Source organism: Zemynaea arenosa (genome assembly GCF_004614185.1).
Classification (GTDB): Bacteria; Pseudomonadota; Gammaproteobacteria; order Burkholderiales; family Burkholderiaceae_D; genus Telluria; species Telluria arenosa.
Genome location: NZ_SPVF01000097.1, coordinates 1 through 14,200, shown reverse-complemented (window position 1 = coordinate 14,200; position 14,200 = coordinate 1). Strand labels below are relative to the sequence as shown.

At 67.2% G+C, this 14,200-nt stretch carries 16 protein-coding genes; 4 read left to right on the top strand and 12 right to left on the bottom strand.

Going from position 1 to position 14,200, the window contains the following annotated elements; translation table 11 throughout:
* Both E4L96_RS06925 and E4L96_RS06920 read right to left on the bottom strand, forming a co-directional pair.
* The coding region (locus E4L96_RS06925; protein ID WP_135206487.1) for a TPM domain-containing protein at nt 1–752 on the bottom strand (752 nt) is incomplete at its 3' end.
* Nucleotides 753–1,361, bottom strand: a complete 609-nt coding sequence (locus E4L96_RS06920; RefSeq protein ID WP_135206486.1) for a LemA family protein — start codon at nt 1,359–1,361, stop codon at nt 753–755.
* A 123-nt stretch (nt 1,362–1,484) separates the two neighbouring features.
* On the opposite strand from E4L96_RS06920, the gene pyrF reads away from it, so the two are divergent.
* Nucleotides 1,485–2,300, top strand: coding sequence for an orotidine-5'-phosphate decarboxylase (gene pyrF / locus E4L96_RS06915; RefSeq protein WP_135206485.1), 816 nt, complete (start codon nt 1,485–1,487; stop codon nt 2,298–2,300).
* Nucleotides 2,301–2,472: 172 nt separating this feature from the next.
* Here the strand turns inward: pyrF and E4L96_RS06910 are convergent, their stop codons facing one another.
* Complete coding sequence (locus E4L96_RS06910) at nt 2,473–3,255, bottom strand: helical backbone metal receptor (RefSeq protein ID WP_135206484.1); 783 nt, start codon at nt 3,253–3,255, stop codon at nt 2,473–2,475.
* A gap of 68 nt (nt 3,256–3,323) precedes the next feature.
* Between E4L96_RS06910 and E4L96_RS06905 the strand changes: the two genes are divergently transcribed.
* Together E4L96_RS06905 and sbcB are read left to right on the top strand one after the other, a co-directional pair.
* Complete coding sequence (locus tag E4L96_RS06905; protein ID WP_135206483.1) at nt 3,324–4,289, top strand: GGDEF domain-containing protein; 966 nt, start codon at nt 3,324–3,326, stop codon at nt 4,287–4,289.
* Nucleotides 4,290–4,326: 37 nt separating this feature from the next.
* A complete protein-coding gene (gene sbcB / locus E4L96_RS06900) occupies nt 4,327–5,763 on the top strand; it encodes an exodeoxyribonuclease I (RefSeq protein WP_135206482.1) in 1,437 nt (478 codons plus the stop codon).
* Nucleotides 5,764–5,938: 175 nt separating this feature from the next.
* Here sbcB and E4L96_RS06895 read toward each other — a convergent pair whose 3' ends face one another.
* From E4L96_RS06895 to E4L96_RS06855, 9 genes are all read right to left on the bottom strand, one after another.
* On the bottom strand, nt 5,939–6,595 hold the full coding sequence (locus E4L96_RS06895; RefSeq protein ID WP_135206481.1) for a zinc ribbon domain-containing protein: 657 nt from the start codon (nt 6,593–6,595) through the stop codon (nt 5,939–5,941).
* Nucleotides 6,596–6,694: 99 nt separating this feature from the next.
* A complete protein-coding gene (locus E4L96_RS06890) occupies nt 6,695–7,081 on the bottom strand; it encodes an HPF/RaiA family ribosome-associated protein (protein ID WP_135206480.1) in 387 nt (128 codons plus the stop codon).
* 74 nt (nt 7,082–7,155) lie between these two features.
* Nucleotides 7,156–7,833, bottom strand: coding sequence for a DUF1345 domain-containing protein (locus E4L96_RS06885; RefSeq protein ID WP_135206479.1), 678 nt, complete (start codon nt 7,831–7,833; stop codon nt 7,156–7,158).
* Complete coding sequence (locus E4L96_RS06880; protein ID WP_135206478.1) at nt 7,830–9,086, bottom strand: MFS transporter; 1,257 nt, start codon at nt 9,084–9,086, stop codon at nt 7,830–7,832. Before E4L96_RS06880 ends, E4L96_RS06885 begins: the two co-directional genes overlap by 4 nt.
* A 56-nt stretch (nt 9,087–9,142) precedes the next feature.
* Complete coding sequence (locus E4L96_RS06875; RefSeq protein WP_135206477.1) at nt 9,143–9,892, bottom strand: class I SAM-dependent methyltransferase; 750 nt, start codon at nt 9,890–9,892, stop codon at nt 9,143–9,145.
* Between the two features lie 149 nt (nt 9,893–10,041).
* Nucleotides 10,042–10,623: a M13-type metalloendopeptidase gene (locus E4L96_RS06870; RefSeq protein WP_167758620.1), complete on the bottom strand. Its 582-nt coding sequence runs from the start codon at nt 10,621–10,623 to the stop codon at nt 10,042–10,044.
* Nucleotides 10,532–12,049 carry a M13 family metallopeptidase gene (locus E4L96_RS06865; RefSeq protein ID WP_135206475.1) on the bottom strand — a complete coding sequence of 506 codons (1,518 nt, stop codon included), beginning with the start codon at nt 12,047–12,049 and terminating at the stop codon, nt 10,532–10,534. Before E4L96_RS06865 ends, E4L96_RS06870 begins: the two co-directional genes overlap by 92 nt.
* A gap of 68 nt (nt 12,050–12,117) precedes the next feature.
* Nucleotides 12,118–13,146: a CDP-6-deoxy-delta-3,4-glucoseen reductase gene (locus E4L96_RS06860; protein ID WP_135206474.1), complete on the bottom strand. Its 1,029-nt coding sequence runs from the start codon at nt 13,144–13,146 to the stop codon at nt 12,118–12,120.
* Nucleotides 13,147–13,230: 84 nt separating this feature from the next.
* Nucleotides 13,231–13,860 carry a hypothetical protein gene (locus tag E4L96_RS06855; protein WP_135206473.1) on the bottom strand — a complete coding sequence of 210 codons (630 nt, stop codon included), beginning with the start codon at nt 13,858–13,860 and terminating at the stop codon, nt 13,231–13,233.
* A gap of 59 nt (nt 13,861–13,919) precedes the next feature.
* On the opposite strand from E4L96_RS06855, the gene E4L96_RS06850 reads away from it, so the two are divergent.
* The coding region (locus E4L96_RS06850) for an NAD-binding protein (RefSeq protein ID WP_181017595.1) at nt 13,920–14,200 on the top strand (281 nt) is incomplete at its 3' end.

Genomic DNA, 14,200 nt, shown 5'->3' with positions numbered 1-14,200 from the left:
CCGCCGCCCCAGCCGCCGCCGCCGCGCGAGCTCATGATCGAGCCGATGGCATTGCCGAGGATGAAGCCGGTCGCGCCTGAGCCCCAGCCGCCGCGCCGGATGCGTGAGCGGCGCGGGCGGAACAGCATGAACAGGAAGAACAGGCCGATCAGCCAGAAGGGCGAAAAGCCGCCGCCGTCGCCACCGCGCGCCTGCGCCTGGCCCTGGTCCGCCTGCGGCTGGCCCTGCATGCCCGGCAGCTGCTCCTTGTTCAAGAGCGTCGCGATGGCGGAGACACCGGCCACCATACCATCGTAGTACTGGTTCTGCTTGAAGTGGGGGGCGATCACATCCTGCAGGATGCGCTTGGACTGGGCGTCCGTGAGCGAGCCCTGCACGCCGCGCCCGGCCTCGATGCGCAGGCGGCGCAGGCCGGGCGGGTTGTCCTTGGCGACCAGCAGCAGCACGCCGTCGTCCACGCCCTTGCGGCCGAGCTTCCAGGCATCGGTCACGCGGATGCTGTACTGCTCGATAGGCTCGGGCTCGGTGGTGGCCACCGTCAGCACCGCGATCTGGCTGCCGGTCTGCTGCTCGTACTCGGTCAGCACCTGCTCCAGCTGGGCGCGCTGCTGCGGGGTGAGCATGGCCGCGTTATCGTTCACGTGGCCTTGCAGCGGCGGCACCGGCTGCAGCTGCTGGGCCGACGCCGCGGAGGCGCCGAGCGCCAGCGCCAGGGACAGCAGGACCAGCCAGAGCAGCCGCAGCGGATTCATTTATTTCCCGAAGTTGACCGTGGGTGCGGTCGAGATCGCCTTTTCGTTCTCGACCGTGAACGATGGCCGCACGTCATAGCCGAACATCTTGGCGGTCAGGTTGGTCGGGAAGCTGCGCACGCTGACGTTGTAGTCCTGCACGGCCGCGATGTAGCGGGCGCGGGCGACGGTGATGCGGTTCTCGGTGCCTTCCAGCTGGGATTGCAGGTCGCGGAAGCTGGTGTCCGCCTTCAGCTGCGGATAGTTTTCGGACACCGCCATCAGCCGCGACAGCGCGCTGGACAGCTCGCCCTGCGCCTGCTGGAACTTGGCGAAGGCCTGCGGGTTGTTCAAGGTCTCGGGCGTGACCTGGATGCTGGTCGCGGCCGCGCGGGCGCGGGTGACGGACTCCAGCGTGGTCTGCTCGTGAGTGGCGTAGCCCTTGACGGTGTTCACCAGGTTGGGAATCAGGTCGGCGCGGCGCTGGTACTGGTTGACGACTTCGCCCCAGGCCGCCTTGACGGCTTCGTCCTTGGTCTGGAAGGCGTTGTAGCCGCAGCCGGACAGCAGGGCGCTCAGGCAGGAGAGGACCAGCAGCAGGCGGGTCCAGCGAAACAGCGTGGTGTTCATGGCACTCCGATCACAACGGGTTGTCAGTACGCCAATCATACCCCGGGACTCGACAGGGCGCATTCAATGGTGCGGGCTGCCACGGTACAATGCAGGGTTTAAATTTTTTACCGGGGGTGCGCCATGAACTTCGTGAACAAGCTGTCCGCCGCATGGCGCACCAACAATTCCCTGCTGTGTGTGGGGCTGGATCCGGACCTGGCCAAGCTGCCGCCGGCCCTGCGCCATGCGGACGGGATCGCCACCTTCTGCAAGGCCATCGTCGACGCCACCGCCGACGCCGCCTGCGCCTTCAAGCCCCAGATCGCCTACTTTGCCGCGCTGGGCGCGGAAAAGCAGCTGGAAGAGGTGTGCGCCTACATCCGCAGCCGGTATCCGCACATCCCGTTGGTGCTCGATGCCAAACGCGGCGATATCGGCGCCACCGCGACCCAATACGCGCGCGAAGCCTACGACCGTTACGGCGCGGATGCGGTGACGGTCAACCCCTACATGGGTTTCGACTCGGTCGAGCCGTACCTGGAGTGGGCGGACCGCGGTGTGATCGTGCTGTGCCGCACCTCGAATGCGGGCGGCTCGGACCTGCAGTTCCTGGACGTGGGCGGCAAGCCGCTGTACCAGCACGTGGCCAGCCTGGTCGCGCACAAGTGGAACCGCAGCGGCCAGTGCGCGCTGGTGGTCGGCGCCACCTTCCCGGCGGAACTGCGCGCCGTGCGCGAGATCGTCGGCGACATGCCGCTGCTGGTGCCCGGCATCGGCGCCCAAGGCGGCGACGTCCAGGCGACCGTCGAAGCCGGCCGCACGGCGGACGCGACTGGCATGATGATCAACTCCTCGCGCGCCATCCTGTACGCCGCCCCCGCCGCCGGCGAAGATTTCGCCGCCGCCGCCCGCCGCGCCGCCCTCGCCACCCGCGACGACATCAACCGCTACCGCTAAGACTCCCCCGACCCCTGTCCGCCGACTCCCATCCCCGCTCACCAAACTTTCCACACCGGGGACGTACCCCGGCGTACGAGGGTCAGAATCGGCTGAGGGGGCATGTGAAGCGTTCAAAAACCGGGGACGTACCCCGGTGTACAAACGTCAGAATGGGCTGAATCGGCTGGGGTCAGACGGGGGCGGGGCCGAGGGCGCGCAGGTAGCGCAGGCCGGCCAGGGCGCGTGAGCCGTACCAGGAGAACATCTCGCCATCGACCAGCCGGACCGGGATGCCGAGCTGGCGTTCAAGGGCGTCCACGTGCTCTTCGGTGAAGCGATAGGGCTCGGTGGAGAGGAACACGGCGTCCAGCGAGCGCACCAGCTCGTCCGCCCAGGTGAAGGCGGGGTAGCGCGCGCTGCCGAGGTTCGGAATCTTCCAGCCCTTCAACGCCAGCATGTTGGCGATATAGGTGCCGGCCGAGATCGTCATCCACGGGTCCTGCCAGATGCAGTACAGCACGCGGGCGGCCTGCCGCGGCTCGGCAGACAGGGCCGTATATTCGTTAAGAAAATTCGCGCACCAGGCCTCGGCGGCTTCCGGTTGTCCGAACACGCCGCCCATCAGCCGGGCCAGCCCGACATTGTCCAGTGGCGTGACCGGATGCGTGACCACCACGTGCGGCACGAAGGTGGCGATCTCGTCCACCGTCGGCTTCTCGTTCTCGTCGATGTTGACGACCACATGCGTGGGCGCCAGCGCCCGCAGTTTGGCCAGATTGACATCCTTGGTGCCGCCGACTTTGGGGATCGCGCGCACGGTCTCGGCCGGGTGGATGCAAAACCCCGTTCGCCCCACCATCCGGCCGGCCAGGCCCAGGTCACACAGCAGTTCGGTGATCGACGGCACCAGCGACACGATCCGCGCGTCGGGCGCGCACGCGTGTAACTGGCCTATTGCATCTGTAAAAGTCATCTTTATCCACAGCTAAATTTCTTGCCCGCTATTGTATGATGGCGCTGTACTGACTGAAGAGCTCGACCTTGGAACAGATTGGCACCCTCGGTGCTTCCCCCTACCGCCTCAGCGACCTGCAATTGTTCAGCGGAGTCGACACGGACATTCTTGCGACCCGGCTGGCGTCCTGCGCCGTGCTGCGCCTGCCCGCCGGCGAACGGCTGGAGGACACTTTCCAGGCCCGCCTCTACATCGTCCTGTCCGGCGTGCTCAACGTCGAGGGCGAGATCCGCGCGGGCACGTCCGACAACACGCTGACCAAAGTCTACCCGGGCGAAAGCGTGGGCGAGCAGTCGGTGCTGGACGAGCAAACCAACCTGTCCGCCATCACCGCCGTCGAGACCGCTGACCTGCTGGTGATCGAATCCGACCTCGTCTGGGACCTGATCGACCACCACAACGGCGTCGCCCGCAACCTGCTGCGCCTGCTGTCCTTCCGCGTGCGCGCCGCCAACGCGCTGCTGCGCCGGCGCCAGAAGCTGGGCGAGTTCTACCGCCAGCTCTCGCTCAACGACGGCCTCACCGGCCTGTACAACCGCGCCTGGTTGAACGATGTGCTGCCCGGCCTGGTCAAAACCGCGCACGGCAACTCCGCGCCGCTGTCGCTGATCATGCTGGACATCGACCACTTCAAGCGCTTCAATGACACCCATGGCCACCAGGCCGGCGACGCCGCCCTGCGCACCACCGCGCGCGTGCTGTCGAGCGCGCTGCGCCCGTCCGACTTTGCCGTGCGCTACGGTGGCGAGGAGCTGATGGTGATCCTCCCGGACACGCCCGAGACCGCCGCTCTGATGATCGCCGAGCGCCTCTGCAAGCGCCTGCGCACCGCGGTCGTGTTCGAAGACGCCAGCATGCCGCTGCCGCAGGTGACGGCCTCGTTCGGCGTGGCCTCGCTGCAGGCGGGCCAGGACGAACACGCCCTCGTCGCGCATGCGGACGCGGCGCTGTACCGCGCGAAAGAAGGCGGCCGCAACCGCGCCTCGCTGTGACCTGCCTCAACGCTGACGACACCGTACGGTGCCACCCATGACCCACACTTTCCTCTGGCACGACTACGAAACCTTCGGTGCCACCCCGCGCCGCGACCGCCCCGCCCAGTTCGCCGCAATCCGCACCGACGCCGAGCTCAACGAGGTCGGCGACGCCATCATGCTGTACTGCCAGCCCGCGCCCGACTACCTGCCGGACCCGGTCTCCTGCCTGATCACCGGCATCACGCCCCAGCACTGCCTCGAACATGGCGTGCCCGAGCACACCTTCGCCGCGGTGGTCGAGCAGGCCTTCGCCCAGCCGGGGACGATCGGCGTCGGCTACAACACCATCCGCTTCGACGACGAGGTCACGCGCTTCCTCTTCTGGCGCAACCTGATCGACCCCTACGCGCGCGAGTGGCAGAACAACTGCGGCCGCTGGGACCTGCTGGACGTGGTCCGCATGACCTACGCGCTGCGTCCCGAAGGCATCGAGTGGCCGCGCCGCGAGGACGGCAAGCCCAGCTTCAAGCTGGAAGACCTGGCCCGCGCCAACGGCCTGCTGCATGAGTCCGCGCACGATGCGCTGTCGGACGTGCGCGCCACCATCGCGCTGGCCCGGCTGATCCGCTCAAAACAGCCGCGCCTGTTCGACTACTGCCTGAGCCTGCACCGCAAGGACCGCGTGGCGCAGGAAATCGGCCTGCACCTGGAGCTGGCGCAGCGGCGCCCGTTCCTGCACGTGTCCGGCATGTTCCCCGCCGAGCGTGGCTGCATTGGCCTGGTGTGGCCGCTGACCTCGCACCCGACCAACCGCAACGAAGTGCTGGTGTGGGATTGCGCGCAGGACCCTGAGGAATTGTTCACGCTCGACCCCGAGACCATCCGCCTGCGCATGTTCACGCGCACCGAGGCGCTGCCGGAGGGCGTGACGCGCTTGCCGATCAAGAGCATTCACATCAACAAGTCGCCGATGCTGGTGGCGGACCTGCGCACCTTGTCGCCCGCCATGGCGCAGCGCTGGAACCTGGACCTGGAACTGGGCCGCGCGCACGCCGCCAAGTTCCTCACGGCGCCGGACATGACGGCCAAGTGGACCCAGGTGTACGACCGCCCGTCAGCGGGTGGTCCGGCCGATGTCGACGAGGATCTGTACGGCGGCTTCGTCGGCAATGGGGACCGCCGCAAGCTGGAATCACTGCGGGCCGAAAAGCCGGAGGCCTTGGCGCGACTGAACCCCGCGTTCGAAGACGAGCGGCTGGGCGAACTGCTGTTCCGCTACCGCGCGCGCAACTTCCCGCACACGCTCAGCGAGACCGAGCAGGAAGTCTGGCACGCGCACCGCGCGGCGCGGCTGTACGAAGGGGAGGGCGGTGCCCGCACCATCGAGCAGCTGCACGGCGAGATCGACCAGCTGTCAGAAAACGCCGATGAGCGCGCCGAAGAGATCCTTGGCGCCCTGTACGACTACGCTGACCACATCGCCCCGTAGCGCCCGCCACATTGTGACCTTGGGGACGTACCCCGACCGGTTTGGATGTGAACTGTGATTTGGGGGACGTACCCCGACCGGTTTGGATGTGAACTGTGACTTGGGGGACGTACCCCGACCGGTTTGGATGTGAATTCGGGAGCGAGCCCGGCCGGAGCCGGGCCGCGCTGACAGCTCAGGCGGGCTGCTGGCGCTGCCCGCACTCGGTGCAGAATTTGGTCCCCGGCTCCAGCATCGTCGAGCACCCCGTGCACGCCACCTGCTGCGCCATCTTGTGCCCGCACTCCGGGCAGAACTTGGCGCCATGCGTCTCGGCCCGGCACTGCGGACACACCAGCTGCATGGCCTGCTGCACGTCGCGCCGCGCCCCACGCGTCTTGCCCTCCTCGGTGGCGACCTCGGCCGCGCTGTCGACTTCGCCGCGCGCCCGCGCCTGCGCGATCGCCACGTTCACATTCGGTGCACAGTTGAAGCACAGCCCGTTGGCCGTGTCGAAGCAGGGGGAACACACGTACGAGTGGCAGCTGCCGCAGCGGTTGAAGTGCTGCTTGCCGGCCGCCACCGCCTCGGTGAAGGCCGTGTCGCGCGCACTGTGCCAGCCCGCTTCCGCCATCCCGTTGAACACCGTCGAGGCGCCGCCCAACAGTCCGCCGAACATGCTGGCGCCTTTCTGGATCCAGCCGGACGCCTGTCCGCTGCGGTAGGGCTTGAACGCCGTGCGCCAGCGGTCGCTGCAGCGCTGGCAATAGAACTCGAACTGGAAGCCGGCATCGACGCCGGACGAATTGCTCAAATCCTGGTAATTGTTGGCAAATTGCATCTCGGCGGACATAGGTTCCCCTGCTGAGTAAGGTCACAAAGCGGGAAATTATAACGAGATGACATCGAAAAGCGAGCCCCCATGCGAGGGGGCCGCTTGAGGCAGGCGGGATCAGTCCTCGCTGAGGGCGCTGTCCTCGCTGAGAGCGCTGTCGGCCGCGATGAGCTTGGCCGGAGTCTGATGCTTGCGGTCGTTCAGACGGCCGAGGGCGCTGTCGATGGCGCGCTTGAGCTTGTCCGCCGCGCCGCTGACGGCCTGGTGCAGGGTGACATTGTGGTCCGAGGCCACGACCGGTTTGTAGCCGGTGATCCGCGCTTCCATCATGCAGCGGTTGCCGCCGTCTTCCAGCTTCTGCGCCAGCTCGTTACTGACGTGCACTTCCACACTTGTGATGTGCTCGCCGAACCGGTCGAGGGCGGCATGCACCACCGCCTCCACATGTTCGTCCAGCCCCTGGTGACGTTCGATGGTATGGTCCGCGTTAATATTGATTTGCATGGTTGCTCCTGTTGGTGAAACAGACACAAAGCCATCTTACACGGGATACCAAAAGTGCTCAGATGAAACGGACGCTAGTGGTTGATCAGACCGGCGCCGACGTTGACCGACAGGCCCAGGATGACCAGGTTGAAGAAGAACGACAGCACCGACTGCCCCAGCACCAGCCGGCGCACGCGGCGGTTGCGCACCGTGACATCGGAGGTCTGCGCCGCGACCGCGATGGTGAACGAGAAGTACATGAAGTCCCAGTAGTCTGGATTATCTTGTTTTTCGGGAAAATCGAAGGCGCGATTTTCTTGTCCGCTGAGATAATAGATATGGGCGTAGTGAAAGCCGAACAGCGTGCCCACCAGGAACCACGAGCCGAAGATGGTGATGGCCGTGAACCCATAGCGCAGCAGCCGCTGCTGATCCGGCAGCTGCCCGACGTTGCCCAGTTCGACCACGATGGCCGTGATGCTGATGATGGCCGCCAGGCACAGCGTGGCCAGGATCAGCCCTGCGTTCTCGTCCTGCTCGGCCGCCTGCGCGCGCACGCCCTTGGGATCGGTGATCAGGATCTGGCGCAGCATGAAGGCCAGGTAGGCCAGCACCATCGCATTCCAGCCCGTCAGCGCGCGCGTGGCCCAGTCGAACTTTGCGGGCAGCAGGCAGCCCACCACCACGCCGAACGCCAGCGCCAGCGTCAGATGCGGCCGGCTGTGCAGGACGCGCGGCAGCAGGCGGGCGAGCAGGCGAGGCTTGGTCATGTGGCGTGCTCCTTGTCGTGGTGAGGGAACTTGTCCATGCGCGAGAGGACGGGAAACTTCCAGGCCCAGGTGAACGTCACGATCATGGTCGCGATGCCACCCAGGAGGATCGCGCGCACCAGCCCGAACCAGCCTGCCGTGATGCCGGACTCGAACTCGCCCAGCTCGTTGGACGCGCCGATGAACACCGCGTTCACCGCGCTCACCCGGCCGCGGATCTCGTCCGGCGTCTCGAACTGCACCAGCAGGTGGCGCACGTAGACGCTCACCATGTCGCCCGCGCCGAGCAGGAACAGACAGGCCAGCGCCACCGCGAAGCTGGACGTCAGCCCCAGCACGATGGTGGCGAGGCCGAACAGGCCCACGCCGCCGAACATCCACGCGCCCACGCGGCGCCGGATCGGGAACCACGCCAGCGCCACCGAGCACAGGGCGGACCCGGCCCCCGGCATGGTGCGCAGCAGACCCAGGCCGGTCGGTCCCGCGTGGAGCACGTCGTGCGCATAGGCGGGCAGCAGAGCGGTCGCGCCGCCAAACAGCACCGCGAACAAATCGAGCGAAATCGCGCCCAGCATGACAGGCCGCGAGCGCACGAAGCGCAGGCCTTCGAACAAGGTGTGGAGGCTGAACGGCTGGTTGCTGCGCGCCTGTGGCGCGGCCTTGGTCAGACACATGGCGATGGTCGACACCAGCAGCAGCGCCGCAGACGTGGCATACACGGCATTCGGTCCGGCGATGTACAGCAGGCCGCCCAGCACCGGCCCCACGATCACCGCCACGTGGAAGGTGGACGCGGACAGCGCCACCGCCTGGCTGAAGTCTTCGATCGGCACCATGTTGCGCAGCACGGCCTGCGAGGCGGGCATCATGAAGGCGCGCGCGCTCCCGAACAGGACCAGGATCGCAAACACGGGCCACACCACGTGCGAGCCGGACAAAGTGAATGCGAGAAGCAGCAAGGACACCAGCAGCTGCATCCCAAGACAGGCCGCGATGATGTTGCGGCGGTTCCAGGTATCGGCGGCGTGGCCGGCGAACAGGATCAGGACCAGGAAGGGCGCGAATTGCGCCAGCCCGATCAGGCCCAGGTCATACAGGTTGCCCGTGATCTGGTACACCTGCCAGCCGATGGCGACGCTTTGCATCTGCACGGCCAGCGTGCCGAACACGCGGGCGAAAAGGTAGAGGGCGTAATTGCGGTTGCGGAGAACGCGGAATCCGTTGGAGCTGGGCGGGGAAGAGGCTGAGGACATGCTGGAAAAACCGCGGGCCCTGTCGAGGGGCCCGCGTGGTGAGGTCGTGGTGACGATTATTTCTTGATGAAGCGGACGGCGAATTTGTCGTCCGGCTGGCCCTTCATATTGAAGAAGGCCTGGTCGCGCGGGTCAGCCGCCACGTGCAGGTAGTCGCTGGTGCCGTCGACCGCGAAGCCGGCCTTGGTCACTTCCGCCACCACCGCCTTCTGGTCGATGCGGTGCAGCTCCTTGGTGGCCGCGAGGCCGCTGCCGTCCTTGGCAGCGTTGTCCACGATGACCAGCTTCCCGCCCGGCTTGAGCGCGTCGTATAGCGCCTTGTTCATGGCCGCGCGGTCGGTCGGCGTGTTAGCGATGTCGTGGTACGACATGTTGATGGTGATGAGGTCCAGCGCCGGCGCGCCCGCGGGCACCGGTTTGTCGAATGGCGCCACCACCGGGTGCAGGTTGGGCTGCGGGTTGGCCGTCAGGCGTTCCTTCAGCTTGGGCGACTCGCGCACGGTCTGGGCCCAGACTTCGCCGGTCGGGCCGACGGCGAGGGCCAGCAGCTCGGCGGTGGCGCCGCCGCCGGAGGCCACGTCCAGCGCCTTCATGCCCGGCTTGACACCGGCGAAGGCGAGGAATTCGGCGGGTTTCAGGCGCGCGTCGTTCTTGCGGTCCTGGTCGCGCGCCTTGTGGTCGATGGCGGCCTTGTAGGCGTCCGGATTGGCGTAGGCGGAGGTGCCCGCGGCGGCAGTGGCAACGGCCAGCAGGAGGCCGGCGATGGAACGGGCAAAGCGGTGCTGCAGACGGTCTGGCATATGCATTTTTTGTCCCCTTCAGTCAGTGTGGTCACCATGCGGCGTGCGGCGCACGATCCGCGCGCCGCTACCTTACCTCAAAAGATGAGGCAACGGGGATTTGCGCGCGCCGCGCGCGCGATGACGATTTGCACGCGGCTCGCCCGGCGTCGCTCTCACCACACGCGGCACTGCTGCTCCGGCGGCCGCGCCATCTTCGCGCCCGGCTGGCAGCTGAAGGCACGCGCAAAGCCGGGCAGGTTCGAGAGTGGCGCGTTGACGCGGAAGACGGTCGGCGCGTGGCTGTCCGATTCCACCGTCTTGCGCAGGTCCTCGTCGGTCTGCGCGGTGCAGCGGTACTGCGCGTACTTGTAGAAGAAGCGCTGCGCGGGCGAGGTGCCGCTGGCGTCCACGCGGTACAGGGCGTCGGTGCCGAGGCGCTTTTCCAGTGCCTCGAAGGCCAGGCGCAGGCCACCGTAGTCGGCCACGTTCTCGCCGTACTGGCGCTCGCCCTTCATCTTCACGCCGGGCAGCGGCTCCCACGCATTCGCCTGCGCGACCACGCACTGGCCCGCAGCTTCCTCGGCCTTGATGTCGGCGGCGCTCCACAGTTCCTGCACGCTGCCGTCCGCGCCGAATTCGTGGGTCTCGGCCACATGCACGAATTCATGCGCGAATACCGAGCCGAAGGTCGCGTAGTTCAGTTCTGGCGCCGCGTCGCCATCGAAGCGTGGGGCGCCCAGGAAGGCCGCGGTCATGATCACCGAATTCGAGAACGCATCTGGAAAGCCGTTCGGCACCACCAGCCGCGCGGCCGCCATGCCGTCGCCGACCCAGGGGCTCACGATCATCTCCCACGCGGCGCGGTTGCGCGGCGTGCCGGGGCGCGACCATTCGCGCCGCTGTTCGTAGCGCCGCGCCGCCAGCACGTTGGCCAGGAAGGCGTGGCCGTCCAGCGCATAGTGGCCGACGGCAGGCCACTGGTCGGGGAAGCCGATCTTCAGGTCGGCCTGCTGCAGCTTGTGGGTGGTGGCGGCGCGGCCCGCCGGGGACAGCCACTGCGCATCGGCCACCGAGGCCACGAGACGGGTCTTGATTTCGGCGGCGATCTTGCGGGGCCGCGTCCCGCGCCGGCATGCCCAGCACGCGCGTGGCGTACTGGCGCGAGAACTCCACGCCCATGGCGCGCACGGTGGCGTCGCGGCAGCGGCCCGCGGGGTTCTCGAGCTGCACGCGCAGGTTGGGGCCCAGGTCGCCGAACGGCGCGCTGTAGGGCGCGGGCAGTTCGCCGCGCAGCGAGAACAGGTACATCCAGCGCAGGTAGGCACGCAGTTCGGCGGGCGTGCGGGTGACCAGTTCCTTCTCCACGGCGGTGAGGAAGCCAGGGGCGGTCACATTCACATTGCGATCGGCGGGGGCGCCGACCATGTGCAGGTAGCGCTTCCAGTCGACCGAAGGTGCCAGCTGCGCCAGCGCGGCGGGCGTGCGCGGATTCTCGGCGGTGCTTGGGTCATAGCGATCGCCGCGTGCCTTGCGCAGCGCGGTGACCATGGCGACCACGGTGGCCGCATCGCGCTGCGCCTGGTCCTCCGGCAGGCCGGCGGCGCGGAAGCTGCGCAGCACCGTCTCGGCGTTGGCCCAGATAAAGGCGTTGTGGATCTCGCCGCGGTAGCGGTCCCACTGCAGGCGGTCCGGCTGGCCGGTGTAGGTGAAAAAGGGCTCGACGCCGATGGAGGAGAGCTCCAGCACCAGGTCCTGGATCCGCGCCGGGGTCTGGGCCGCGTCGATGCGGGCCAGCCAGTCCTTCACCAGCGCGATGTCGGCGGGAGTGTTGGCCATGCAGGACGTGTAGAAAGTCTTCAGGCGCGCCAGTTCGGGGTCGTGCGAAACGTCCCGCGCGAACAGTTTTTGAAAGCTGTGTTCGAGGTTGGCTTCGAACTGCTGGTTGGCCAGGTCGACCGACGGGCGCCCGGGCGTCAGCTTGGTGGAGGCGATGAAGCCGCCGCAGGCGCGCCGGTAAAAATCGTCGCAGGCGTTGACCGCGGGGTCGAGCACGGACTGCAGGATGGGCGCAGGAGAGGGCGCGGGCGCAGGCTGCGCCAGGGCGGCGGTGGCGCTGAGTGCCAGCGCAAGGACGGTGGCCACACGGGCCAGCCCGTGCGCGGACAGGTGCTGCGTATGCATGTCGTTGATCCCCTCTCGCAGTGTGATAACCCGACAGGCTACCTTACTGCTGAGAAACGATCAACGGGTCAGGCGGCGAGGTCGGCTTCGCTGGTGAAGGCGTCGGCGTAGAACTCGTCGGTGGGCAGGCCGCACTGGGCCGAGAAGTCGCGCTTGGCCGCGTCGACCATCACGGGCGCGCCGCAGGCGTAGACCTGATGGCCGGAGAGGTCCGGCAGGTCCTGCATCACGGCCTGGTGGACAAAGCCGGTGCGGCCGGTCCAGTTGTCTTCGGGCTGGGCGTCGGAGATGACCGGCACGTAGGTAAAGTTCGGCAGCGTGCGTGCCCATTCCTGCGCCAGTTCATGCATGTACAGGTCCTGCGGACGGCGGCCGCCCCAGTAGAAATGCACGGGGCGCGTGGACTTCAGCGTGATCAGGTGCTCGACCAGCGCCTTGATCGGCGCGAACCCGGTACCGGATGCCAGCAGCACGATGGGCTTGTCCGAGTCTTCGCGCAGGAAAAAGGTACCGAGCGGGCCCTCGAAGCGCAGGATGTCGCGCACCTTCATCGTGTTGAACACGTGGTCGGTGAACACGCCGCCGGGCATGTGGCGGATGTGCAGTTCGACCGGCGATTCCAGGCCGGTGGGCGCGCTGGCCATGCTGTAGCTGCGGCGCTTGCCGTCGCGCAGCAGGAATTCGACGTACTGGCCGGCGCGGTAGGCCAGCGCCTCGCTGGCGGGCAGCTGCAGCTTGAGCACCATGACGTCCGGCGCCACCTTGGTCATCTCCATCACGCGGCTCGGCATCTTGCGGATCGGGTAGTCGCTGCTGCCGGCCACCTCGCGCGCCTCGATCACCAGGTCGCCCTTGGTGACGGCGCAGCAGAACAGGCTGAAGCCCTGGTCACGTTCCGCATCGGTGAGGGCGCGCTGCTGGTGCGGCTTGAGCGTGACCTGGCCTTCCAGGATCTTGCCCTTGCAGGAGCCGCACGCGCCGTTCTTGCAGCCGTACGGCAGGCCGACGCCGGCGCGGATCGCCGCCGCCAGGACGGTTTCGCCGTCGTCGCAAGTGAAGGTGTGGCCGCTGGGTTGGACTGTGACTTGGAAGCTCATGCAGGGAAGGAATGCGAAGGTGAACCAGAGGGGATTCTACACCAGGGGCCGGACGCGCTCGGGCGGTCCGGCCGGCCGTTTGGCTCAGGTGCGCTTGTGGGTGCGCGGCTGGAACGGGGTTGCCGGGGCCACGCAGGCCTTGACTGGCTCCGGCTTGGTGGTTTCGGTGCTGCGGGTATAGCACTCGTCGAAGACAGAGCAGTAGCAGGCGGTGAAGTCGATCTTGTCCATCTGCTTGTTGAGGGCATCGAACGCCGGGTCGGGTGTGGCCGGCTCGTTCCAGGTGAACATCGGCAGACGGCCGCCGGGGCGGATCAGGGCGCCCGTCACGTTGCCACGCAGGTTCATGCCATTGATGTCGGCGCCGTTGCAGCAGGCGTCCATCAGGTCGGTGAGGTCGCGCATCGGCTTGCCGTTGAAGTTGAAGACCACCCACTCGATGCGGGCGGGGCCGATGCCGTTGTTGTCCAGCTCGTACTCGACCATGCGGCGGCGGATCTGCTCGCCCGGCTGGGGAAGCGCGGCGCTGGAACGCATCAGCTCGACGTAGGGATAGCTGTTGGCGGTGACCAGTTTTTCCATCGAGTGCGCGGAATGCAGGCCCAGCCAGAGCGACACCAGCGACACGATGGTCGCGGCGACGCCCAGGGTGATGTCGAGCCAGCGCATGCCGGTCCCGTGCGGATGGTGGTGGTGGTGGCTTTCGTGTTCCAAGCGAATGTCTCCCGCAAGACTGTCAAAAGTTACGATTATAACAAGCGTACAATGACGGGATGAAATGTGAACGGGTGAAACGGCCGCGGCTGGGAAGGCCGAGGCTGCTGATCGTCGGATGCGGCGATGTCGGGATGCGGCTGCTGGCGCTGGTGCGCGGGCAGTATCGCGTGTTTGCGCTGACCAGCCAGCCGGAGCGGCGCGCGGAGTTGCGGGCGGCGGGGGCGGTGCCTATCGTGGCCAACCTGGACGATGCGGCGTCGCTGCGGCGGCTGGCCGGGCTGGCCTCCACAGTGGTGCATCTGGCGCCGCCGCCATCCGAGGGCGCGCTGGATACGCG

Excerpts from the sequence above, each read along its gene's own strand:
- E4L96_RS06920 (WP_135206486.1), bottom strand. The coding sequence starts at position 1,361 with ATGAACACCACGCTGTTTCGCTGGACCCGCCTGCTGCTGGTCCTCTCC.
- E4L96_RS06890 (WP_135206480.1), bottom strand. The coding sequence starts at position 7,081 with ATGCAAATCAATATTAACGCGGACCATACCATCGAACGTCACCAGGGG.
- E4L96_RS06875 (WP_135206477.1), bottom strand. The coding sequence starts at position 9,892 with ATGCATATGCCAGACCGTCTGCAGCACCGCTTTGCCCGTTCCATCGCC.
- E4L96_RS06870 (WP_167758620.1), bottom strand. The coding sequence starts at position 10,623 with ATGACCGCGGCCTTCCTGGGCGCCCCACGCTTCGATGGCGACGCGGCG.
- E4L96_RS06910 (WP_135206484.1), bottom strand. The coding sequence starts at position 3,255 with ATGACTTTTACAGATGCAATAGGCCAGTTACACGCGTGCGCGCCCGAC.
- pyrF (WP_135206485.1), top strand. The coding sequence starts at position 1,485 with ATGAACTTCGTGAACAAGCTGTCCGCCGCATGGCGCACCAACAATTCC.
- sbcB (WP_135206482.1), top strand. The coding sequence starts at position 4,327 with ATGACCCACACTTTCCTCTGGCACGACTACGAAACCTTCGGTGCCACC.
- E4L96_RS06865 (WP_135206475.1), bottom strand. The coding sequence starts at position 12,049 with ATGCATACGCAGCACCTGTCCGCGCACGGGCTGGCCCGTGTGGCCACC.
- E4L96_RS06880 (WP_135206478.1), bottom strand. The coding sequence starts at position 9,086 with ATGTCCTCAGCCTCTTCCCCGCCCAGCTCCAACGGATTCCGCGTTCTC.
- E4L96_RS06885 (WP_135206479.1), bottom strand. The coding sequence starts at position 7,833 with ATGACCAAGCCTCGCCTGCTCGCCCGCCTGCTGCCGCGCGTCCTGCAC.
- E4L96_RS06860 (WP_135206474.1), bottom strand. The coding sequence starts at position 13,146 with ATGAGCTTCCAAGTCACAGTCCAACCCAGCGGCCACACCTTCACTTGC.
- E4L96_RS06895 (WP_135206481.1), bottom strand. The coding sequence starts at position 6,595 with ATGTCCGCCGAGATGCAATTTGCCAACAATTACCAGGATTTGAGCAAT.